Source organism: Longimicrobium sp., assembly GCF_036388275.1.
In the GTDB taxonomy this organism is placed as follows: Bacteria; Gemmatimonadota; Gemmatimonadetes; order Longimicrobiales; family Longimicrobiaceae; genus Longimicrobium.
On sequence record NZ_DASVSF010000108.1, the window covers coordinates 74244 to 95144 of the forward strand.

At 69.0% G+C, this 20901-nt stretch carries 19 protein-coding genes and 1 pseudogene; 8 read left to right on the forward strand and 12 right to left on the reverse strand.

The genetic code is table 11. The features are described from left to right. Nucleotides 1-17: 17 nt before the first annotated feature. The gene (gene ppk1, locus VF632_RS24365) at nt 18-2288 is read right to left on the reverse strand and encodes a polyphosphate kinase 1 (protein WP_331025546.1); all 2271 of its coding nucleotides are present in this window, start codon (nt 2286-2288) and stop codon (nt 18-20) included. A 525-nt stretch (nt 2289-2813) separates the two neighbouring features. Here ppk1 and VF632_RS24370 point away from each other — a divergent pair. After that, nucleotides 2814-3233, forward strand: a complete 420-nt coding sequence (locus tag VF632_RS24370; protein WP_331025547.1) for a hypothetical protein — start codon at nt 2814-2816, stop codon at nt 3231-3233. A 3-nt stretch (nt 3234-3236) separates the two neighbouring features. Here the strand turns inward: VF632_RS24370 and VF632_RS24375 are convergent, their stop codons facing one another. Then, nucleotides 3237-4097: a type II CAAX endopeptidase family protein gene (locus VF632_RS24375; protein WP_331025548.1), complete on the reverse strand. Its 861-nt coding sequence runs from the start codon at nt 4095-4097 to the stop codon at nt 3237-3239. 760 nt (nt 4098-4857) lie between these two features. Here VF632_RS24375 and VF632_RS24380 point away from each other — a divergent pair. Beyond that, a complete protein-coding gene (locus tag VF632_RS24380; RefSeq protein ID WP_331025549.1) occupies nt 4858-5367 on the forward strand; it encodes a hypothetical protein in 510 nt (169 codons plus the stop codon). A gap of 151 nt (nt 5368-5518) precedes the next feature. Then, on the forward strand, nt 5519-6316 hold the full coding sequence (locus VF632_RS24385; protein WP_331025550.1) for a glucose 1-dehydrogenase: 798 nt from the start codon (nt 5519-5521) through the stop codon (nt 6314-6316). 270 nt (nt 6317-6586) lie between these two features. Here the strand turns inward: VF632_RS24385 and VF632_RS24390 are convergent, their stop codons facing one another. The 3 genes from VF632_RS24390 to VF632_RS24400 form a co-directional block, all read right to left on the reverse strand. Continuing rightward, nucleotides 6587-7354, reverse strand: coding sequence for a hypothetical protein (locus VF632_RS24390; protein ID WP_331025551.1), 768 nt, complete (start codon nt 7352-7354; stop codon nt 6587-6589). A gap of 919 nt (nt 7355-8273) precedes the next feature. After that, on the reverse strand, nt 8274-9242 hold the full coding sequence (gene gluQRS / locus VF632_RS24395) for a tRNA glutamyl-Q(34) synthetase GluQRS (RefSeq protein ID WP_331025552.1): 969 nt from the start codon (nt 9240-9242) through the stop codon (nt 8274-8276). A 620-nt stretch (nt 9243-9862) separates the two neighbouring features. Continuing rightward, on the reverse strand, nt 9863-11020 hold the full coding sequence (locus tag VF632_RS24400) for a glycosyltransferase family 2 protein (RefSeq protein ID WP_331025553.1): 1158 nt from the start codon (nt 11018-11020) through the stop codon (nt 9863-9865). A gap of 333 nt (nt 11021-11353) precedes the next feature. On the opposite strand from VF632_RS24400, the pseudogene VF632_RS24405 reads away from it, so the two are divergent. Continuing rightward, a pseudogene (locus VF632_RS24405) lies at nt 11354-11554 on the forward strand (cold-shock protein); the annotation flags it as partial. 271 nt (nt 11555-11825) lie between these two features. Here the strand turns inward: VF632_RS24405 and VF632_RS24410 are convergent. Then, entirely contained in the window at nt 11826-12887 is a 1062-nt protein-coding gene (locus VF632_RS24410; RefSeq protein WP_331025554.1) for an LLM class flavin-dependent oxidoreductase, read from the reverse strand. Continuing rightward, nucleotides 12887-13876 carry a hypothetical protein gene (locus VF632_RS24415; RefSeq protein ID WP_331025555.1) on the reverse strand — a complete coding sequence of 330 codons (990 nt, stop codon included), beginning with the start codon at nt 13874-13876 and terminating at the stop codon, nt 12887-12889. The genes VF632_RS24410 and VF632_RS24415 overlap by 1 nt, the downstream gene beginning before the upstream one ends. 343 nt (nt 13877-14219) lie before the next feature. Here VF632_RS24415 and VF632_RS24420 point away from each other — a divergent pair, with 343 nt between their 5' ends. The 3 genes from VF632_RS24420 to VF632_RS24430 all read left to right on the forward strand — a co-directional run bounded on the left by VF632_RS24420 (nt 14220) and on the right by VF632_RS24430 (nt 15969). Beyond that, nucleotides 14220-14774, forward strand: coding sequence for a hypothetical protein (locus VF632_RS24420; protein ID WP_331025556.1), 555 nt, complete (start codon nt 14220-14222; stop codon nt 14772-14774). A gap of 201 nt (nt 14775-14975) precedes the next feature. Next, complete coding sequence (locus tag VF632_RS24425; RefSeq protein ID WP_331025557.1) at nt 14976-15341, forward strand: hypothetical protein; 366 nt, start codon at nt 14976-14978, stop codon at nt 15339-15341. Between the two features lie 94 nt (nt 15342-15435). Then, on the forward strand, nt 15436-15969 hold the full coding sequence (locus tag VF632_RS24430) for an XRE family transcriptional regulator (RefSeq protein WP_331025558.1): 534 nt from the start codon (nt 15436-15438) through the stop codon (nt 15967-15969). 12 nt (nt 15970-15981) lie between these two features. On the opposite strand, the gene VF632_RS24435 is transcribed toward VF632_RS24430, so the two are convergent. Together VF632_RS24435 and VF632_RS24440 are read right to left on the reverse strand one after the other, a co-directional pair. Then, on the reverse strand, nt 15982-16221 hold the full coding sequence (locus VF632_RS24435) for a hypothetical protein (protein WP_331025559.1): 240 nt from the start codon (nt 16219-16221) through the stop codon (nt 15982-15984). Nucleotides 16222-16223: 2 nt separating this feature from the next. Then, entirely contained in the window at nt 16224-17396 is a 1173-nt protein-coding gene (locus VF632_RS24440; protein WP_331025560.1) for a DUF3616 domain-containing protein, read from the reverse strand. 157 nt (nt 17397-17553) lie between these two features. On the opposite strand from VF632_RS24440, the gene VF632_RS24445 reads away from it, so the two are divergent. Further along, entirely contained in the window at nt 17554-19137 is a 1584-nt protein-coding gene (locus VF632_RS24445) for a Ppx/GppA phosphatase family protein (protein WP_331025561.1), read from the forward strand. A gap of 6 nt (nt 19138-19143) precedes the next feature. On the opposite strand, the gene VF632_RS24450 is transcribed toward VF632_RS24445, so the two are convergent. From VF632_RS24450 to VF632_RS24460, 3 genes are all read right to left on the reverse strand, one after another. Continuing rightward, nucleotides 19144-19632: a type II toxin-antitoxin system YhaV family toxin gene (locus VF632_RS24450; RefSeq protein ID WP_331025571.1), complete on the reverse strand. Its 489-nt coding sequence runs from the start codon at nt 19630-19632 to the stop codon at nt 19144-19146. Further along, on the reverse strand, nt 19616-19960 hold the full coding sequence (locus VF632_RS24455; RefSeq protein ID WP_331025562.1) for a type II toxin-antitoxin system PrlF family antitoxin: 345 nt from the start codon (nt 19958-19960) through the stop codon (nt 19616-19618). Before VF632_RS24455 ends, VF632_RS24450 begins: the two co-directional genes overlap by 17 nt. Nucleotides 19961-20280: 320 nt before the next feature. Next, nucleotides 20281-20850, reverse strand: a complete 570-nt coding sequence (locus VF632_RS24460) for a DUF4142 domain-containing protein (protein ID WP_331025563.1) — start codon at nt 20848-20850, stop codon at nt 20281-20283. Nucleotides 20851-20901 lie beyond the last annotated feature (51 nt).

Consider the following 20901-nt stretch of genomic DNA (forward strand, 5'->3'; position numbering starts at 1 on the left):
CACTCACGCACTTCCCCTCACACCGAAAGCTCCCACGGCCGCCCGCCCGCGGCGCGGCTGCGGGCCACCGCGTCGCGCATTAGCAGCTCCTGGTAGTTGATCTCGTCCTCGCCCGGCGCGGGGCGGCGCTGCACGTACTGGCCTTCGGAATCCAGGTCCCACGCCAGCCGATTGTCGCGCAGCGCCAGTTGCAGCACCTCGACCATCCGCTCGCGGAGCGCCGGGTCCAGCACGGGGACCATCGTCTCCACCCGCTCGTTCAGGTTGCGCCCCCGCCAGTCGGCGCTCCCCAGGAACAGCTCGGGGTCGCCGCCGTTCTCGAAATAGTAGATGCGGTCGTGCTCCAGGAAGCGGCCCAGGATGCTCACCACCCGGATGTTGTCGCTGTAGCCCGGCAGCCCAGGACGCAGCCGCGAGTGGCCGCGGACGATCAGGTCAATGCTCACCCCCGCCTGCGAGGCACGATACAGCGCCCGGATCATCCCGAAGTCGTCCAGCGCGTTGAGCTTGGCGATGATGCGCCCGGTGCCGCCCGACTCCTGCACCCGGATCTCGCGGTCGATGCGCTCCTCGAACACCCGCCGCATGTCGCGCGGGGCCACCACCAGGCGGTCGTACTGCTGGTCGGGGGCGTAGCCGGTGAGGAAGTGAAAGAAGTTCACCAGGTCGCGGCCGATTTCCGAGTTCGCCGTCAGCAGCCCGAAGTCGGTGTAGGCGCGGGTGGTCTTCGCGTGGTAGTTGCCCGTTCCCACGTGGCAGTACGTGCGCGGCCGCCCCTCTTCCAGCCGCACCACCAGCGTCACCTTGGAGTGCGTCTTCAGCCCGACCAGCCCGTAGGTAACGTGCACGCCCACGTCTTCCATCATCTGCGCGCCGACGATGTTGTTGGCCTCGTCGAAGCGCGCCGTCACCTCCACCAGCACCGCCACCTGCTTTCCCCGCTCGGCCGCGCGCAGCAGCGCCTGCACCACGGGTGACTTCACCCCGGTGCGGTACAGCGTCATCTTGATGGCCAGCACGTGCGGGTCGTCGGCCGCCTCTTCCACCAGCCGCTGCACGCTGGCGTTGAACGACTCGTACGGGTGGTGCACCAGCACGTCGCCGCGGCGCAGGATGGAAAAGACGTTGGCCTCGTCCTCCGTCTCGCCCTCGTGCTGCAGCGGCTCGGGGACCACCGGCTCCCACGGCTCGTAACGGAACTGCGGCAGGTCCAGCTCCGCCAGCGGCATGCACTCGGCGTGGTCGAGCATGTCGGCGGCCTCGTACACGTCCGACGGCTCCAGCTCCAGCTCGCGGATCAGCAGCTCGCGCACCTCGTCGGGCATTCCCCGCTCCACCTCCAGCCGCACCACGGGCGCAAACCGCCGCTCGCGCAGCTCCTCGGAAATCAGCGCCAGCAGGTCTTCGGCCTCGTCGTCGTCGCGGTCGACGTCGGCGTTGCGCGTGACGCGAAAGGCGCTGGCCGCTACCACCTCCATCCCTGGAAACAGCGCGCCCACGTTGGCCTGCACCACCTGCTCGACCGGGACGAAGTGGTGCTTGTGCGGGGAGTTGGGCACGGGCACCCAGCGACCCTGCGTCGTAGGCACCTTCAGACGGGCGAAGTGCATGGTGTTGCGCGCCGCGTGGCGCATCAGCACCGCCAGGGAAAGGCTGAGATTGGAGATGAAAGGAAAGGGGTGCCCCGGATCCACCGCCAGCGGGGTGAGCACCGGGTAGATGTTGTCGCGGAAGTACCGCGTCAGCCCGGCGCGCTGCTCGGCGTCCAGCTCGGCCCAGTCGGAGACGGCCACGTCGGCCTCGGCGCGCAGCCGCGGGCGCAGCTCGTGGTCCCAGGCCGTGGCGAGGGCCGCGTACATCTCGGCCGCCGCCTCGGCCACCAGGGCCAGCTGCTCGCCGGGGGTGCGGCCGTCCAGCGAGAGCGTCTGCACGCCGGCGATCAGCTGCCGCTTGAGCCCGCCCACCCGCTTCTGGAAGAACTCGTCGAGGTTGCCGCTGGTGATGGCCAGGAACCGCACGCGCTCCAGCAGGGGCGTGCGTTCGTCGCGCGCCTGGTGCAGCACCCGCCAGTTGAAGTCCAGCAGCCCCAGCTCGCGGTTGAAGTAGAGCGAGGGGTGCTCCAGCTCCGCACCCGGGGGAACGGGCTGCGGCTTCACGGCGCGCGAGGGTGCCCCGGGCGCGGCCTCGTCGTGCTCGCCGGGGCCGACGGCGCGCAGGGCGGGCCGCCCGCCTGGAGGCGTTGGTTCGGGGGTGGCGGCGGGGGCCGCGGGCGTTTCTTCGGCGCGCATGGGTTCGGTCAGTGTCACGAGGGCCGCGACGCCGCGGCCGGCTACTGGTTCACCCCGCGGCATGGGCGCCGGTTCCGTGCCGGGGAGTGCGGCGGCGCATCTCGCCGCCAGGATCGTTACAAATGGACGCATCCGGCGCGGCGCGATAAAAAGGGATGCGGGACGAACGTTTCCAGCGTAGAATCCCCGGTCCACGCGGTCCCGGCGGCGGATGCCGAGCACGGGAATCCGGATTTCCGCGCCCATGATGACGCACGTAAACGGCCACGCGTGGTCAAAAGTAGACAGCTGACCACAAATCGGAGTTCACGCCCGTCCACACTGCACCCGCCACCGCCCGAACCGATTGTACGGGGGGTATTTAGGGGAGGCCGGGGTTGGTGCCCCGGCCTGTGAATGTGCGCTAAGTGTGCACCGTGTGCACCTTTACGGCACCTGCTGGCCCTTGCTTCGGGAAATGTTCGGTATTAGAATAGGTGGTAGGAACGGCGCCGACAGCACTCGTGGTTCCACCCAGGATAGGGAATGTCGAACATGAAGGACCAGACGAACAGTGATCCCCGAAGCGCCACGATCAAGCACCTGCGGGAGACGGCCGCGGGGCGCGTGGAGAACACCTCGTTGCGCAGCGTGGCGAGGGAGATCGGGATGAGCCCCACCGGGCTCAAGAAGTTCCTGCAGGGCACCGCCCCGTACTCGCCCACGGTGCGACGGCTGCGCAACTGGTACGTGCAGTACGCGGCCAAGCTGGACCACGTGGTAGAGCGGCACGTGGCCTCGGCGGCGCTCTCGGTGCTCGTTCACGACCTGCCGCAGGCGTCGCGCGGGCAGACTGCCGCGTGCGTGCTGGACTGCGTGGGCCGGGGCTTCGTCGACCGCGGGCTGTCGCAGCCGGGGTGGGTCAACGAGCTGCGGCAGGAGTACGGGCCCGAGCACCTGGCCTGAGGCTCACGACGACGCCACGGGGCTGCCGCTCGCGGCCGGTTGGCCAAGCGGCGGCCGCCCCGCGTCGTCCTGCATCTTCTTGACACACCAGGCGCACCACACCATCGCCACCAGGGTGATGGCTGCCGCCGGGCCGCCCCACGCCCATCCCTTGCCGGTGGGGTCGGGCGGCCACTCCAGCAGGGTAATGGCGAGCACGCCCGCGTTCCACGCCGCGTGAAGCACCAGCCCGGCCCAGAGCGACCGGCTGGCGAACACGGCGTACCCCAGCACCAGGCCGCCCGCCAGCCGCACGGGGAACGCGTCGGCTTGCATGTGCATCAGCGAGAACAGCAGGGCCGACGCGGGGATGGCCGCGTCGGCACCCATCACGCGTTCCAGCGGCCGCTGGATCCATCCGCGGAACGCGAACTCCTCCACCAGGGGCAGGGCGGCGAGCGCCAGGATCCAGAAGGCCAGCTCGCCGTACGGCCGTTCCGCGAACTTGGTGATCATGTCCGGGAGGGGCGCCTCGCGCGCCAGCCCGAACGAAAGCAGCGCCACCCACAGCGCGTGCGGAAGCACCATCATCGCCGGCACCGTGGCCAGCAGCCACTTCCAGGTGCGCCCCGGACTGCGGACCCGCAGCCGCGCGCGCATCCGTCGCGCGCGTGGGCCCCACGCGTAGACGCGAAGGAAGATCAGCGTCACCAGGGCCGTCCACGCCATGGCCAGGCGCGGGTCGATCTGAAAGGTGAAGCCCACCAGCAGCGTCTGCCAGAACATCCAGATCAGCAGCCCCCACCCGGCGGCGGCCAGCCCGGCGCCGATGCGGACGGAGAGCGAGGACGCCCGCGCGGGGCGTTTTCCGTGAATGTTGTGCATCCCGTATCCTAACTCGTTTCCCGCGCTCGCGATAGCTGGTTCCCCCTCCCCCCGCCCCCTCCCCCGCAAACTGCGCGGGAGAGGGGGTGAACTTCGCGTGGGGTTCGATCGGGCGTCGTGCATGTCCCGGGTGGGCCCCTCCCCCGGCAAACTGCGCCGGGAGAGGGGGGAACTTCGGTCGAGGTTCGACGGGGTGCCTCGCATTCCGCGGGGAGCCCCCTCCCCCCGGCCCCCTGCCCCCGCTTCGCAGGGGAGGGGGTGACCTGAATCGCGCTTCGGCTGGCCTGATGCGCTCAACTGCGCGTGCAGTCCGCGAAGGCGGACTTTGGGCCGTGGTTGCCGCGACTTCAGTCGCCCCAGGACGGCGGAGGTCCGCCCGGGTGCCTGGTGAGGGCCCCACGGCAGCCGAGGCCTCGGTTACCGTGACCGCTGCCGCGCCCGGGCTGGTCCGTGTCCTCGGCTGGATCCTTCGGCCCGCGAGCGGTGTGCTGCGGGCGAGTGCAGCGCGCTTGGGCCTCAGGATGACAGGCTGTGGTGCGCGAAAAACTTGGAAGCGCGCCAGACTTGCTCCCTTCCACCGCGGCAGTTTGCGGGGGAAGGCCTGGGGATGGGGGGCACCCCGCCCGAGCACTTGGCTGGGCTTCGACGCACCCGCATCCGAAGTGGTACCCCCTCGACGCTGCTAGGCTTCGCCCTACGGTTGAGAACGGGATACGCGGCGTGGTAGATTCAGCGCCAACCTTTTGACGGCAGGAGAACGATGCCCGCGGTACCCTTCGACCAGCTCCCCGACGACGCACGCCTGTGGGTGTTCGCCGCCGCCCGCCCGCTTGCCGATGACGAACAGCAGCGCCTGCTCGCGCACACGGACGGCTTCCTTCGCCAGTGGGCGGCGCACGGGTCGCCCGTGGTCGGCGGGCGCGAGCTGCGGCACGGGCGCTTTCTGCTCGTGGGCGCCGACGAGCGCGCGACGGGCGTTTCCGGATGCTCCACCGACACCCTGTTCCGCACGCTCGGCGACCTGGAGCGCGAGCTTGGGGTGGATCTGCGCGATGCGTCGCTGGTGTTCTTTCGCGATGAGGAGGGCCGGGTGACGTCCGAGCCGCGCCCGGCGTTCCGCCAGCGCGCGCTGGCTGGAGGCGTCGGCCCGGAGACGGTCGTGTTCGACAACACTGTCCCTACCATCGGCGACGTTCGCAACGGCCGATGGGAAACGGAGATGCAGATGGCCTGGCACGCCCGCGCGTTCCCCGTCGGCGCCAGTAGCTAGGCGGACGCGTCCCGATCGCCACAGGGCCGGCACCCGCACGGATGCCGGCCCTCGTCATTCCCCCGAGCCGCACGCGAATAGGGCAGATGACCGATGCGGATGTGCGCCGCCGCCGAGTATCTTCGCCAGCGAAACTAAGAATGGAGGCTACATGAAACTGGATGGACGGGTGGCGCTGGTGACCGGCGCGGCGCGGGGGATCGGGGCGGCGGCGGCGAGGGCGCTGGCGGCTGAGGGTGCGCGCGTGCTGGTGACGGACGTTCGCGACGCGGAGGGGGCGGCTGTGGCGGACGCGATTGAGGGCGCGGCGTACCGTCGGCTGGACGTGCGCGAGGAGGCGGACTGGGCCGCGGCGATGGAGGACGTGCTGGCGCGGTGGGGGCGGCTGGACGTGCTGGTGAACAACGCGGGCGTGACGGGATTCGAGGATGGGCCGGCTCCCCACGATCCCGAGCACGCATCGCTCGAGGATTGGCGGGCGGTGCACCGCACCAACACCGATGGCGTGTTCCTGGGCTGCAAGCACGGTATCCGGGCCATGCGCCCGGCGGGGCGTGGGTCCATCATCAACGTGTCGTCGCGGTCGGGACTCGTGGGGATCCCGGCGGCGGCGGCGTACGCGGCCAGCAAGGCGGCCGTGCGAAACCACACCAAGACGGTGGCGCTCTACTGTGCGCAGCAGGGGCTGGCGATCCGCTGCAACTCCATCCACCCGGCCGCCATCCTGACGCCCATGTGGGAGCCCATGCTGGGCGACGGCCCCGACCGCGAGGCGCGCATGGCCGCCCTGGTGCGCGACACGCCGCTCCGGCGCTTCGGCACGGTGGAGGAGGTGGCGGCGGCAGTGGTGTACCTGGCGTCGGACGACTCCGGGTACATGACCGGCTCGGAGCTGCACCTGGATGGGGGAATCCTGGCGGGCGCGGTGGCGTCGCCGGACAGGGACTAGGGAAGAGGCGCTACGGACGGATGGGCACTCGGGGTCAGGGCGCCCCCCTCTCCCAGCCTCTCCCCCGTAAACTGTACGGGGGAGAGGAGTCGTCTCGCTGCAGGTGGCGGGATCGGTTGCTCGGCTGGCTCGGCTCTCGTCTACACGTGCGGTTGAGCAGAAGCCCCGACTCGGAACACGAGTCGGGGCTTCTGCTTTAACAGTGATGGATTGACCCGCTCAACGCCACGGGAATCTCTGCACCTTAACCCGATCGTGGACCTGCGGTGATCAGAAGCGCCATGAGACGCCGGCGCGGAACAGCAGCACGTTGCCGTACGTGTAGTCGTAGTCGATCGCGACGTCGTCCTCCAGGTACGAGCCGATGAACAGCTGGTCCCGGCGGCGCGCGTGGTCCGCGTCGAAGAAGGTGAGATAGTCTTCGACCCCGAACGACAGCGCCAGGCCCCGCGAGTTGAGCATCGTAACGGCATCGAGCCCCAGGTTCAGCGCGAACTGCGTGCTGGTCCCGGATACATCGTCGTCGAAATCGCCCGTAAAGTCCGGGTAGTCCATCCACACCACGGCGGGCGCCACGGTTACGAACGCTGCGGGGTGAAAGCGGCGCTCGTCAGGCACGGGGTCGGGAAGGCGGTACTGCACCCCGGCCTTGAGGAACATGATCTCCGGCCCGTCGATCTGGTAGCCGAACTCAAGGCTGTCGGGCCCGGTGAATCGGACCTCGTCCTCGCTGGCGGCGCTGTAGCCCAGGGAGGCCACGACGCTCAGCGGACCCCGGACCTGGGCTTCGCCGGTGAGGCCCAGCGCCCAGCCGCCGCCGCGCGCCTCGGCGACCTGGAACTGCTCCTCGGCGGCGGTGGCGAAAACGTGGCTGCCGCCCGTGCCGTACGGAATGCGGAAGCCGACCCACGGGGTGACGGCGAACCGGGTGACGGGCACCAGGTTGGTGGGCGGCTGGGCTTCGAAGCCGCCGGTCTGGGCGCCGGCTGCCGCGGGGAGCGCGAGCAGGCCGGCGAGGGCGAGCACACCGAATCTCATCAGGTTTTCCTCCTCGGGGGTCCCGAAGAAAGGGATGGAAGGCTTCTTCGGAGGGGGAAGTTTCGGGTGATTACGCCCAAAATAGTGCGATCCCACGTGTTGCGGAATAGTAGCGCGCCGATTGGGACGCGGACGCGCCTTTTCCTGCAGGCCCCTCCCCCGGCGATCTGCGGCCGGAAGAGGGTAGAAACTTCAGGATCGGGTGCGTCGGGCAGGCGCGGTGCGTCAGCGGGCGCCCCCCATCCCCAGCCCTTCCCCCGCAAACTGCGCGGGGGAAGGGAGCCAGTGTGGTGCGTTTTCCAAGTCTTTCGCGCACTACAACTTGTCATCCTGAGGCCCAGGCGCACGAAACTGCCCCGCAGCACACCCGTCGCGGGCCGAAGGATCTAGCCGCGGACACGTACAAGCCAGGGCGCGGCAGCGGTCACTGATGCTGAGGCCTCGGCTGCCGTGGGACCCTCACCCGGCCGCGCTGCCACGCGTGCCACCCTCTCCCACAAACAACGTGGACGAGGGGGTACACTTCGGGATGGGGTGCAACGGCGAGCATGGAGGCACACGCCCGGCCGTGCTGGGGCGACTGAAGTCGCGGCAACCACGGCCCAAAGTCCGCCTTCGCGGACTGCACGCGTAGCGGAGTGCACCAGGCCCGTCGAGGCGCAGTTCAGGTCTCCCCCTCCCCTGCGCAGCGGGGGAAGGGGGCCGGGGGGAGGGGGCTGCCAGGGGCGTGCGCCGGGTTTCTCGAAGCGCACTGCTCCTCGCCCGCGTTCCCGCCGAGTGCACCTATTCCATGGAAGCGCAAACGAATTCTCCCCTCTCCGCATGCGGAGCGTGCGGGGAGGGGCCGGGGGAGGGGCCACCCGCGGCATGCGAAACCACCAGTCGAACCCCGATCGAAGTCCTGCCGACGCTCAGCTCCTCACCCCGCCCGCAGCCGCTCCAGTTCCGCGGCCGTGACAATCGTCGGCTCGCGTGGGAGCCGGGCGACCTCGAAGCGCGGAACGAGTTCGCGGGCGGAGATGCGCTCGCCCGGCCCCGCCAGCCCGCAGGTGGAAGCGAGCCAGCCGACGACCGCGCCGGGAGGCACCCCCGCGTCGCGCAGCTCGCCAAGCGACACGGCGCCGTGCCGCTTGGCCAGGCGCTCGCCGTCTTCACCCAGCATCAGCGGAACGTGCAGGAAGTCCGGGACTGGGAGATCGAGCGCGCGGTAGAGCAGGATCTGCCGTGCCGCGGACGACAGCAGGTCCGCGCCGCGCACGACGTGGGTGATGGCCATCGCCCCATCGTCCACCACGACGGCCACCTGGTAGCCGGCCACGCCATCCTTTCGCCGCACGACGAAATCGCCCTCCGCGGCGGGATCGAAGGCGCAGCGCCCCATCAGCAGGTCGTCGAACTCCACCACTCCCGGGTCGGCGCGCATCCGCAGGGCGAAGAGCGAGCGGCCGTGCGTGGTCAGCGAGGGGACGGAGGGGTCCACCAGGCGAGGCCGGCAGGCTCCGGAGTAGCGCGGGCCCTCTTCGCCCACGTGCGGCGCGCTGGCCGCCGCGGCGATGTCGCGCCGCGAGCAGGAGCACTCGAACAGCAGCCCCAACTCGGCCAGGCGGCGGAGCGCGGCTTCGTAGCGCTCCTGCCGCTGCGACTGGATGTACGGCGCGTGAGGCCCGCCGACGTCGGGGCCTTCGTCCCAACCCAGCCCCAGCCACCGTAGCTCGTCCAGCTGCCGCTCCATGAACCCCGCCCGCACCCGCCCGAAGTCCAGGTCCTCCACCCGCATCACGTAGGCGCCGCCGGTGGCGCGCGCGTGAAGCCACGCGATCAGCGCCGTACGCGCATTGCCGACGTGCAGCGCGCCGGTAGGGCTGGGGGCAAAGCGTCCGCGGGTCATGCGTGGAATCTGCGGAGGGAGCCGGGAATAGGGAATGGGGAGCGTGTCCGCGCGGTCGGGTGAGGCCCCCACGCAGCCGAGGCCTCGGCTTCCGTGACCGCTGCCGCGCCCGAATTTGTACGTATCCGTGGCTAGATCCTTCGGCCCGCGTGGGGTGTGCTGCGGGCGGACGCGGTGCGCCTGGGCCTCAGGATGACAGGCTGTGGGGCTGCACGACATATGAGTGATGCGCCACACTGGCTCCCTTCCCCCGCGCTGTTTGTGGGAGAGGGAGGCACGCGTGTCAGCGCGGCCGGGTGAGGGCCCCACGGCAGCCGAGGCCCCGGCTTCCGTGACCGCTGCCGCGCCCTGGCTTGTACGTGTCCGCGGCTAGATCCTTCGGCCCGCGCGAGGTGTGCTGCGGGCAAATGCGGCGCGCCTGGGCCTCGGGATGACAAGCTGTGGGGCCGCAAGGAGTTATGTGTGGTGCGCCACACTGGCTCCCTTCCCCCGCGCGGTTTGCGGGGGAAGGGCTGGGGATGGGGGGCGCCGGCCCGAACACCCGTCCTCGCCTCATCGTTCGAAGTTCTCCCCTCCCCGCACGCAGTTTGTGCGGGGAGGGGCCGGGGGTGGGGCACCCGCTAAACCTTGTTCGCCCGCAGCTCGTCCAGCGGATAGTGGGTGCCCCGCCACTCGATCCCATCGTTCCACAGCGCGTACAGCGTGGCGTTCCACAGCACCACCACGAACATCACCGAAGCCAGCGGAAACAGGATGCCGTACCAGGGCGACGCCTTCTGCGCCACCGCCGCCCCGGCGTAGATCACCATCAGGATGCCGATCGCCAGCGCGTACAGCCCCTGCGTCCATCCGTCCGTCACCAGCACCGCCACGAACGGCCAAATGAAGAACACCAGGTGCACCAGCGACGCGCCCACCACCATCCACAGCCGGTAATCCACCCCCGCGAAGCCGTTCTTCCGCAACCCGTACACCGCCTCGCGCACGCTGCTGTACCACTCCACCGAAATCAGCTCCGCCCCGATGGCGAAGTCCTGCACCAGCCCACTCTTCTTAACCAGCTTTCCCAGCTTGATGTCGTCGTCCGGGCGCATGGCGATGGCCTGGTGCGTCCCCATCCGCCGGTACGAGTCTGCCCGCACCATGTTGAACGCGCCGATGCCGATGTGATGGCTGGAGCGCGGATCGCGCACCTTCCACGGCCGCGTAAAGAGCGTAAAGAAGAGGGTGAACACCACGCCGAACGCGCGCAGCAGGGCTCCGGGCATGCCCACGTGGGGGGCCACGGTCAGGTGGTCGAGCTTTTCGCGCACCATGTACGCGGTAGCGCGCCGCAGCGTGTCGGGCGCCATCACCACGTCGGCGTCGGTGAACAGCAGGAGCTCGCCCGTGGCCGCCGCCGCGCCCATCCACAGCGCGTGGTTCTTTCCCAGCCACCCCGGCGGCAGCTCGGTCACGTGCACCACGCGCAGACGTGGCTCGGTCGCGGCCATGCGGTCCAGGATGGCGCCGGTGGAATCGTCCGAGCGGTCGTCGATGACGATCACCTCCACCCGGTCGCCCTCCTGCGCCAGCACCGAGCGCAGGGCGTGCTCGATGGCCCGCTCCTCGTTGCGCGCGGCGATGACGATGGACACCGACGGCATGGCGTCCCCCGGAAGCGGGTCGACCAGGTGAAGCTGCGTGAGCTTGCGCCCGTTCCACGCCAGCTCGAAGAAGATGCCCACGTACATGGCGACGGTGGCCGCCGCCAGCCAGAAGAGGATCGGAAACTCCATCCGTGCTCGTTCGTTCGAAAAAGAGGCTGAGCCACGCTCCACCAGCGTGGGCGGGGCAGTGTACCGCATGCACGCCGCCCCGGCCAGCGGGGCACGAGATACTCACTTCGGGGCATGCGCGCCCCTTCCGGCTGGCGCCAGGGACCGAACGCGGCAGCACGGCTGTGGCGCGTCAGGAGCGATTCGCAACCTGTTACAAACTTGTAAATGCCCCACGGGTGAGTGCCTGCGCGACCGTGTCGGAAAGGGGGTGCCCGGCTGGGCAGCGGGGGGAACGATCCATGCGAACGGACACGCCCCGCTCGCGGCATCCCCACCCCAGCCACCGGTCCCATGGAACACGCATCAGGCACAGTGAAGTGGTTCTCCCAGGAAAAGGGTTTCGGCTTCGTGACCCGTGACGACGGAACGGACGTGTTCGTTCACCACAGCGGCATCACCGGGCGCGGCTTCAAGACGCTGGAGCAGGGCGAGCCCGTGGAGTTCGACATCCTGGAAGAGCCCAAGGGCCTCAAGGCGCAGAACGTGGTGCGCCTGAACGCGCCGGCAGGCGACGGCCTGGGTGGGGGTGCGGAGGAGGACGACGACAACATCGGCAACCGCATCGACAACCGGCCGCGCGTGGGTGGTTACGGCGAGCCCCCCCGCGGCGGGCACTCCTCGGGGCGCGACGACCGCTGGGGCAACCGCGGGGCGGGCGGCGGCTACGGCGACGGGGCCTGGTAGGCGAGTAGAAAGCGGAACGGCACGGAACCCCGTGGGGGTCCCGTGCCGCTGGAAGGAGTGCGATGGGCCGGCGCTCCGTTCAGGCGACGGCCTGCAGGCTCTGCCCGCCGCCGGCGCCGCGCACCAGGGGGATCACCTCTTCGGCGAAGCGCTCCATCTCCTCGTGCTGCGGCGAGAACTGCAGCAGCAGCAAGTCCAGCCCCGCGCGCTCGAACTCCAGCACGCGCTCGGCCACCTGCTCGGGCGTGCCCACCAGCCCCGACTTCAGGCCGCGGTTGGACACCGAGTAGTCTTCCAGGCTCACGCGCTGCTCCAGCTGCGTGTTGCCGATCCAGTCCTGGTAGTTGGCGTAGCCGCGGGCGCTCTGCTGCACGTCGGTGATGCGCTGCACCTCGCGCTTCGCCTCTTCTTCCGTGGACCGGACCACCACGTACCCCGCCGCGCCGAACGACATGGGCGGCAGCCCCAGCGCCGCGCGGCGCGAGCGCAGGTCGGCCACCTTCCGGGCGATCGTCGCGGGCTCATCGCCGTGGGTGAGCCACGCGTCGCACTTGGCCGAGATCAGCGCCTTCGCCGCGGGGCTCTCGCCGCCGGCGTACAGCGTAGGCCGGGGGCGCTGCACCGGCTTGGGCTCCAGGATGGCGTCGTCCACCGAGTAGTACTTGCCCTGGTAGCTGAAGCGCGGCTGCTTCCACATGCCGTCCACCACGTCCAGCCACTCGCTGGTGCGGGCGTAGCGGTCGTCGTGCTCGTCGAACTGCACGCCGTACTTCTTCGCCTCCGTGGCCCACCACGAGCTCACCACGTTCAGCGACAGGCGCCCGCCGCTGATCCGGTCGATGTTGGCGGCCTGCTTCGCGAGGAGGCTGGGCAGGTGAAAGGTGGGGCGGACAGCCACCATGATCTCCAGCCGCTCCGTCACCGCCGCCAGCGCCGCCGCCGTGCTCCACGCGTCCAGCGACGGGGCGTCCATCCCCTTGATGTCGTTCAGGTTCAGCTCGGCCACCAGCGTCAGGTCGAAGCCGATCTGCTCGCTGCGCTGCGCCAGCCGCCTGGTGTAGCTCCAGCTTGCCTCCATCCGCTCGTCCTCGACGTTGCGAAGCCAGCCGCCGAAGACGGGAAGCCAGTATCCGAAACGCATCACGCCGCCTCCTTTTGCGCACGCGCCGCCTCTGCCGCCTCGGCCTCGCGCTCCAGCCAGTCGGCCAGGCGCGCGAACGGGTCAAAGCCGATCACGTTGGGCGCGTCGGCCACGAAGTTGGAGAGCGCGTTGATGTCGTAGTAGTACAGCTGTCCGTCGCGCGCATCCACCATGTACTCGATGCCGCCCACCTCGATGCGCGCCTCGGCCATGATGCGCTCCACCGCCTCGATCACCGGGCGGGGCGGCTCGTAGCCTTCCACGCGCAGCCCGCGGCTGGGCGCGTCCACGGCGCACACCTGCGCGTCGAGCGCGGCGCCGTCCACCCGCTGGCAGACGTCGGCGGGGCACAAGTCGAACGAGTTGCCGGGGGTGTAGATGCGGATGCCGTACAGGTACTTGCCGCCCAGCACCTCCACGCGGGTGATGCGGCTTTCCTCCTGCGGGATGAACTCCTGCACCAGCGCGGTGCTGTCGATTCCCAGGTCCAGCGTGCCGACGGCGGCCCGCAGCTCCTCGGGCGAGTCGAAGCGGCGCACGCCCGCGCCGCTGCCGCCGATGTTGGGCTTCACGGCGATGGGCCAGCGCAGCCCCTCGGCGGCGGCGGGCGCCTGCTCGGCGCGGTGGATGACGCGCGCCTTCGGATAGGGCAGCCCCAGCACGTCGAGCAGGGCCAGCTGCCCGGCCTTGCTGATCTCGTTCTCGAAGGCCTGGTAGCCGTTGACCACGCGCACGCCCCGGCGCTCCAGGGCAGACAGCCACGACAGCGTGTAGAAGATGGCGTCGCCGCGGCCGCGCAGGTACGCCGACGGGCTCATGCGGTTGAAGACCAGCGAGTACGGCGGATCCTCGGCGGGATCGAACACGTGCTCGTCGGCGTGCAGTTTTACGTACGGCGTGCCGCGGCGGTCCAGCTCCGCGAACAGCGGCCGGAACCAGTCCGGGTGCTCGTAGAAGATGGCGATCGGCCGCTCGGGACGGATGGGCATGGTGCCTGTCTCCGGGTTCTTCCGGTGGATAAAAACAAAACCGCGCCTCCTGTGGGGGGAGTCGCGGCGTCCTTTGTCGCGGTGCCTGTCCGGAGGGTCTTCCGGAGAAGACCGTCCAGCGCTTATGCCGTCGAGGTCTTCACACGCGTGCGGGCCGCCTGCACTCCCGGTGGGAGCACATGCGACAACAACGGGCCGTGTGCGAGACGCGATCGATTAGCATAGTGCTAAGATAAATGGTTCGCCCACCGTGCGCAACCGCAGAGCCGGGAGCTTGCGCGGGAACGCGTAGACGATAAACATTCGGTGCGATTCCATACTCTCCTTTGAAGGCAATCCGATCGTGAAGCCGACCTCGTTGCTGCTCTGCGCTGCCCTGGTGGTGGGCGCGGCGCCCGGAGCATCCGCCCAGGTATTTTTGAATCCATCCGCCGCTCCCAGCTGCGCGGAGCAGGGGATCGCCCGCGTGGCGGTGTCGGTGCCGCCCGGCAGAACAGAGGACGAGATCCGCCAGGCGCTCGCCTCCAGCAGCCCGTTTCCCGCGGGCACCGACATCCGGGTGCTGGAGCCGGTGGAACATCCGGGGCTCACCAATCCCGAGCAATTCATGCCCCGGCTTCAGCGGATGCTGCAGGCCCTTCTTCGCCGGGGCCAGGACATCGAGGGCACCGGCAGCACGTTGCTGGAACTGGACGAGGACGGCCGGGTCACCAACGTGCATCCCGCGAGCGGGAGCCGCGCGGTGGACCAGCAGCTGAACCAGCTCTGGAGAGTTGCCGAGTTCAGCCCCGTGGTCGTGGGAGGATGCCGCGCCCGGGCATGGGTGCACATGAAGGCATCGTTCAAGACGGAGGATGAGGGTGACAGGAACCGCATGGAGGTACAGGTCGGGCCTTGAGGAGTGCGTGAGTGCGAAGCGACGTAAGTCCGAAAGGAAAGTGCGCGTCCCGTCGGGTGGGGCGCGCACTTTCCTTTCCTGTGCACCGGTTTGCGGGGCGCAGGGTTGACCTCCCGGCCGCCCGTTGTTATGTCTTGAAGAACAACGTTGTCTTGTCCTCCAGCACATTGCTGTCCGGAGCTTCAGAGCGGTGGGGATCGAGTGGATGTACCCAAAACGGTGCGGCTGGCAGAAATCTACCGTCGCGTCGCAGTAGCTCCTCCGGCACGAACCGCCGAGGAAGCTCGCATACAACTCGCGAGCATCATCAACGCGGTCGACGACGAACTGACGGAGAGCCCGTTCGATTTCTCGAGTTGGGAAACGGATGGGCGAATCTATCCCGCACAGGAGGACAGCCGAAGAAACGTTCCCGGCCATCCCCGTGTGAGCCGATTCAGGAGCCGCAAGCACAACACGTACATCGGGGCGAATGGCTCGATGTTGATTGCACGGCTCGATGGGACAGTTGAGCTGCAGAAGGGAGGCGCGGACGGGCGCGGCATCTGGGAACTGAACGACAGCTGACTACAAGGACTGCGCACATGCTTGAGGTGAACGACTACGGGTCCGGGGTTTACGTTCGCACTCGAAACTTCTCTCTCGTTGGATGGGACTGAAAATGAACAGTATCGAGCGGCTTCGAGACTTGGTGGCGGAGCGTTTTCCTACGGCGACCTTCGTACTCGACGCGCCAGATGACCCGGGTGGATTCTGGTGGTTGGACATATACCTGAACGACTATCATGTCGCGGTCGAGTGGCGGCCGAGGCAGGGCTTTGGTGTCTCGACCCCGTCCGATGATGATTATGGGCCCGGCGCGGACGAGATTTACCAGAGTGCGACCAGTGCATTCGGGCGAATTCGGGAACTCATTCTGAGCCAGACGAGCACCCGTAAACCGATCGATTTGCCGTTGCGGAAACTCAGGGAATCGCTACACCTGACGCAATCGGAACTTGCCAGGCGCTTGGAGATCAACCAAGCCACCCTGTCTCGCATGGAACGTAGAAGCGACATGTTCATTGGCACCCTTCGCAACATGGTGGAAGCGTTGGGCGGAACCTTGGAATTGACCGCTCGATTCCCTGAAGCTACGGTGCGAATCTATCTGGATGATGGACCCATAGACCCTCGGTCCGCCTCGGTTGCGTGAGGACGATCTTTCTCACGTCCTGAGCGGCTTGTCGCCAGGCTCCATCCAGCCGCGGCCGCGGAGGTCGGCGGCCAGGGGCGACTCGCGCGAGGTGAGCATCAGCACGGTCTGCTTGGCCTGGGTGACGAACATGTACTTGTGGAACCCGGCCTCCTCGCGCGACACCCCGCGCCCCTTCAGGGCCTCCAGCGCGCGGTCCACCTCCCCCATCGCGTCGCCGGGCTTGATCATCACGTGGTAGATGTCCGCCATCGTCAGCCTTCGCCGTCACGGGTGACGAAGGAGGTCAGCGTTTCCACGACGGTGCCCAGCACCCCGGGCCGAGGCGGAAGCGCGTACACGTCGGCGGTAACGCCGTGCGCGTCGCGGCGGCTGGCGCTGGCCGCGTCGTACACCACCAGCAGGGTGCGCGGGCCGTCGCCCTCGTCGAAGCGGCACATCCCCTCGGGGTGGTCGGACCCGCCCTGCACGTCGTGCGGCAGCATGGTCACCCGCTCCAGCGCGTCCGCCGGCACCAGCGACTCTTCCTGCACCCGCATGCCGCCGCGCCAGCGGAACACGCCGGCGGGCGCGCTCACGTCCATCGTGGGTCCGGCCAGGATCAGCAGGTCGTCGCCGTCGCGGGCCAGGTCGCGGATCCCCAGCCCGTCCAAGTCCAGAAAGTGCTTGCGGTAGCGCCGCCCGCCGGCCTCGATCTCCCGCAGCCTCATCCGCCCGCCGCCCTTGGCATCCACCGGCTCCACCTGCACGATCACCGCCCAGCCGCGCAGCACGGGGCCGCGCAGCCCCAGGAACACGCGCCCGTCGTCCACCTGCACCCCCTCCACGTCCAGCCCGTTGTCCTTGCCCGGGATCTTGATGAACCGGCGCAGGTGCGGGTCGCCGCTCAACTCGCGGATCAGCTCGCTGTTGCGGCCGCGGCCACGCAGGCGCGCGGCGGTGAGCGTGCGCTCCGGGTCGCGCGGATCGGGGCACGACTTGCGCGGCACCAGCCCGCCGGCTTCTGGGTCGTCCTCCAGCGGTATGCGGGCGATCAGGTAGCGGTTGTCGTCGACGTCCACGTCGGCCAGCGCCTCTGAGGCTTCCTTGAAGTCCATCCCGCGCTTGGCCTTGCCCTGCTTGCGGCTGTGCGACCCCACCAGCCACAGGTACGGCGGCTCCCACGCCAGCCCCTCGACGTCCACCTCGTCGTCGGCCTTGCCAGGCAGGTCCACCAGGTCGGCCAGCTTGTAGGTGCGGTGCTCGCCGAAGCGGCCGCCGCCCAGGTCGGTGACGCGCTCCAGGGTGGCGGTTTCGTCGCAGCCCAGGAACAGGTGCCGGCCCACGCGGACGGCCGAGGAAAGGCTCTCGCGGATGGCCTCGGACTCGACGCTGCCGTCGGGCGGCGCGTTCAGGCCGATGTGGATGGTCTGGTCTGGTGCTCGCATGGATGGGCCGGGTAGCTCGGGACGGCGCGGGTGATGGACGGCGCACGATCGCCGGTCCACTCCCGCACTCACGCATCAACGCACTCACGCACTTCCCTTGCCCTCACGGTCCGGCCTTTGCCCCGCCCTGCGGCGTCTCCTACTCCGGATACGCAGAATGACGCCGCTGCTCAACCGCCCCACGGACGCCGCCCCCGACGCGCCGCCGCAGTTTCCGCTGCGGGTGGCCGCCGTGGACGTGGGCTCCAACGCCATCCGCTTTCTCGCCGCCGAGTTCACCTCGCCCACCGCGTACCGCGTGCTGGCCGAGACGCGCGCGCCGGTGCGGCTGGGCCACGAGGTGTTCCTGTCGGGCCGGCTGGACCGCGCGGCCATGGAGGCCGGGGTAGAGGCCATCACCGGCTTTCGCAAGCGGATGGAAGACCTGGGGATCGTCCACTACCGCGCGGTGGCCACCAGCGCCACCCGCGAAAGCCGCAACGGCGGCGAGTTCGTGGCCCGCGTGCGGCGCGAGGCGGGGATCGACCTGGAGGTGATCACCGGCACCGAGGAGGCGCGCCTGGTCTACGAGGCCATTCGCGCGCAGGTGCCGTTCGGAAAGAAGAAGTGGATGCTGGTGGACCTGGGCGGCGGCAGCGTGGAGGTGTCGCTGGTGGACGCCACGGGAATCCTGTGGAGCGAGTCGCACACGCTGGGGTCGGTGCGGCTGCTGGAAGAACTGTCGGGCTCCAGCGAAGACCCCGGGCGGTTTCAGCGGCTGCTGGAAGAGTACATGGCGTCGCTGCGCATTCCCCTGATCGCCAAGCAGTGGAAGCCGGCCGGATTGATCGCCACGGGCGGCAACATCGAGGCGCTGGCCAAGCTGCTGGGTGCCGAGCCGGGGCGCGGGCGCATGGCGGCCATCCAGATGAACGACCTGCGCGGCGCGGTCGCCATGCTGTCGCGCCTCTCGTACCGCCAGCGCGTGGACCAGCTGGGGCTGCGCGAGGACCGGGCGGACGTCATCGTTCCCGCGGCCATGGTGTACGAGCGCGTCGCGTCGCTGGCGGGAGCGGCGGAGATCATCGTTCCCGCGGTGGGTCTCAAGGACGGCGTGCTGGTGGATCTGGTGGACGACCTGACCACCCACCAGGCGCACGAAGACCGCAAGGAGCGGGCGGCGGTGGAGGGCGCGGTGGCGCTGGGCCTGCGCTACCTGTTCGACGAAAAGCACGCCCGGCACGTGGCGTGGCTGGCGGGCTCGCTCTTCGACCAGCTGGAAAAGGTGCACCGGATGGACGCGGCCGAGCGGCGGCTGCTGCGGGTGGCGGCCATTCTTCACGACATCGGCATCTTCATCGGCCACAAGAAGCACCACAAGCACTCGCTGTACATCATCAGCCAGTCGGAGGTGCCGGAGCTCACGGCGCGGGAGATGGACATCGTGGCCAACGTGGCGCGATACCACCGCAAGGGCACGCCGGCCGCGCACCACGAAGACTTCAACCGGCTGCCCTCGGACGACCGCGAGCGGGTGGTGAAGCTGGCCTCGCTGCTGCGCATTGCCGACGCGCTGGACCGCGAGCACGTGCAGGCCGTTACGGGGGTGACGGCCACGGCGGGAAAGAGCAAGCTGACGCTGGAGCTGGAAGGGGAGGGGGACCTGCTGCTGGAGCGGTGGGCGCTGCGCCGCAAGGCCGGCCTGTTTACCGACACCTTCGGCCTGGAGGTGGAGGTCGCGGGTGACCGGGCGGAGAGCTAGACGCCGCTACAACTCACGCGGGGAACTCTCGAGCCCAGCCGATTCGTCTACCAGTTGGCTCCAGTCCGACGGAGGCCTCCCGGCTTCCAGCATCTTCTGGAAGACGCGGTAGGGATCGGTCCTGGCACCCGCCTTCCGAAGCGTGTTTTCGTCGTTCATCCACGCGTAAACGATGGTCCTGGTGCCGGAGTGAAACCGGAAGAACAACCGGAAACGCTGGCCGAACTTGGCGCGCCGCCAGTGCCGTTGCTTCGGGCCCAACGTGTTGCCGAGCTGGAACTCTGGGCCGGCAGGGTCAGAGGGGATTACGTCTCGAATCAGCTTTCGCACGGCCGCGAGCAGCTTTACATGCGGGTGGTGCCTGTACCCTGCCGGATCGGTGCGCACGGCGTGCGTGGCGGACCGGGTGAGATCGTCCAGCTGCTTGGCGAACTCCGGCCAAGCCATCAAACGCCATCCCTGATTCCGGCCCGCCGCGTCAGGGAAGCTGGACATCGTCACCGAAGGCTTCCGTCAGATCGACGTCCATGTCTCCCACCAAGTCGTCAATCCTGGCGAGCAGCTCCGTATCGAGGGGCTGGATCAGCTCCGGATGGGTAACCATCTGTCGCTCCAGAAACGCTAGGTACGCGAGCAGGACCGGATCGTCGTCTTCCGCAGCCACGCTGGCATCTTCGGCGCTGGTGACCAGGAGGGTGCCGGGCGCGATCACGTGCGCCTCGAAGCGGCCAGCTCCGAACTCAGGATGCGCCTTGAAAAGCGCTGACTCGAACGAGAGCGCTTTTGAGTTACCCGCAGTGGTCGCCTTCCCGGTGTAGCTCATCTCACCTCCTCTGTGTTCGTACAAGTATACGAACGGCGTGAAAGGCGGTCAATCCGCGGAGCCGAGGCCTCTGCATTGGTGACCGCTGCCGCGCCCTGACCTGGTTCGTGTCCCGGGCTAGATCCTTCGGCCCGCGAAGGATGTGCTGCGGGCAGGGCCGGCGCGCCTGGGCCTCAGGATGACAGAAATGGTGGCGCAGCAATGGGTTGGATGCGCCACCACGATCTGAAGTGTACCCCCTCTCCCACGCTGTTTGTGGGAGAGGGTGGACGAGCATAAGCGAGGACGGGTGAGGGCCCCAGCGGAGCCAAGGCGTCAGGTCACCCGCCGAGGGTGCGGTGGATGCGCTGGGCCTCGCGCAGGTGGGCCGCGACCATGGGGCGCATGCGCTGAAGCTCCGCGCGCAGCCGCTCGTCCTGCGCGGCGGGGATCAGGTTCTTGTCCAGCGCTTCCACCAGCCACCCATGCTGCTGCACCTGCAGGCGCATGTACTCGCGGTCGAACACCGCCCCGCTGCGCGTATCCATGGACACCGTCGTCTGGCGCGTAAATTCGTCCAGGTTGCGGCTTGTCTCGCTTTCACGCGGCGACAGCCCCAGCCGCTGCCCCATGGCGGCCATGTCCGTCTCGGCGCGCGTGTGCTCGGCGACCATCCGTGCGGCGAACGCGCGCACCTCTGCGCTGGCCGCGCGCTGCTCCGCCTGCTGGCTCAGGGCGATTTCGCTGCGGTTGGCGGCCATCACGGTCTCGAAGACGTGCTCGTTGCCCATCCCCATGGCGCTCGCGGCGGCGCCCGGGTCCTGCATTCCCGCGCCCATGCACCCGGCCAGGGCCGAGGGCAGGGCAAGGCAGGCGGCCAGGACGGCGCGGGAGAGGAGTTGGCTCGGCATTTCGGTCCTTGCTCTCGGGTTCGAAGCGGAAAACCGGCGGACTTCGCGGCG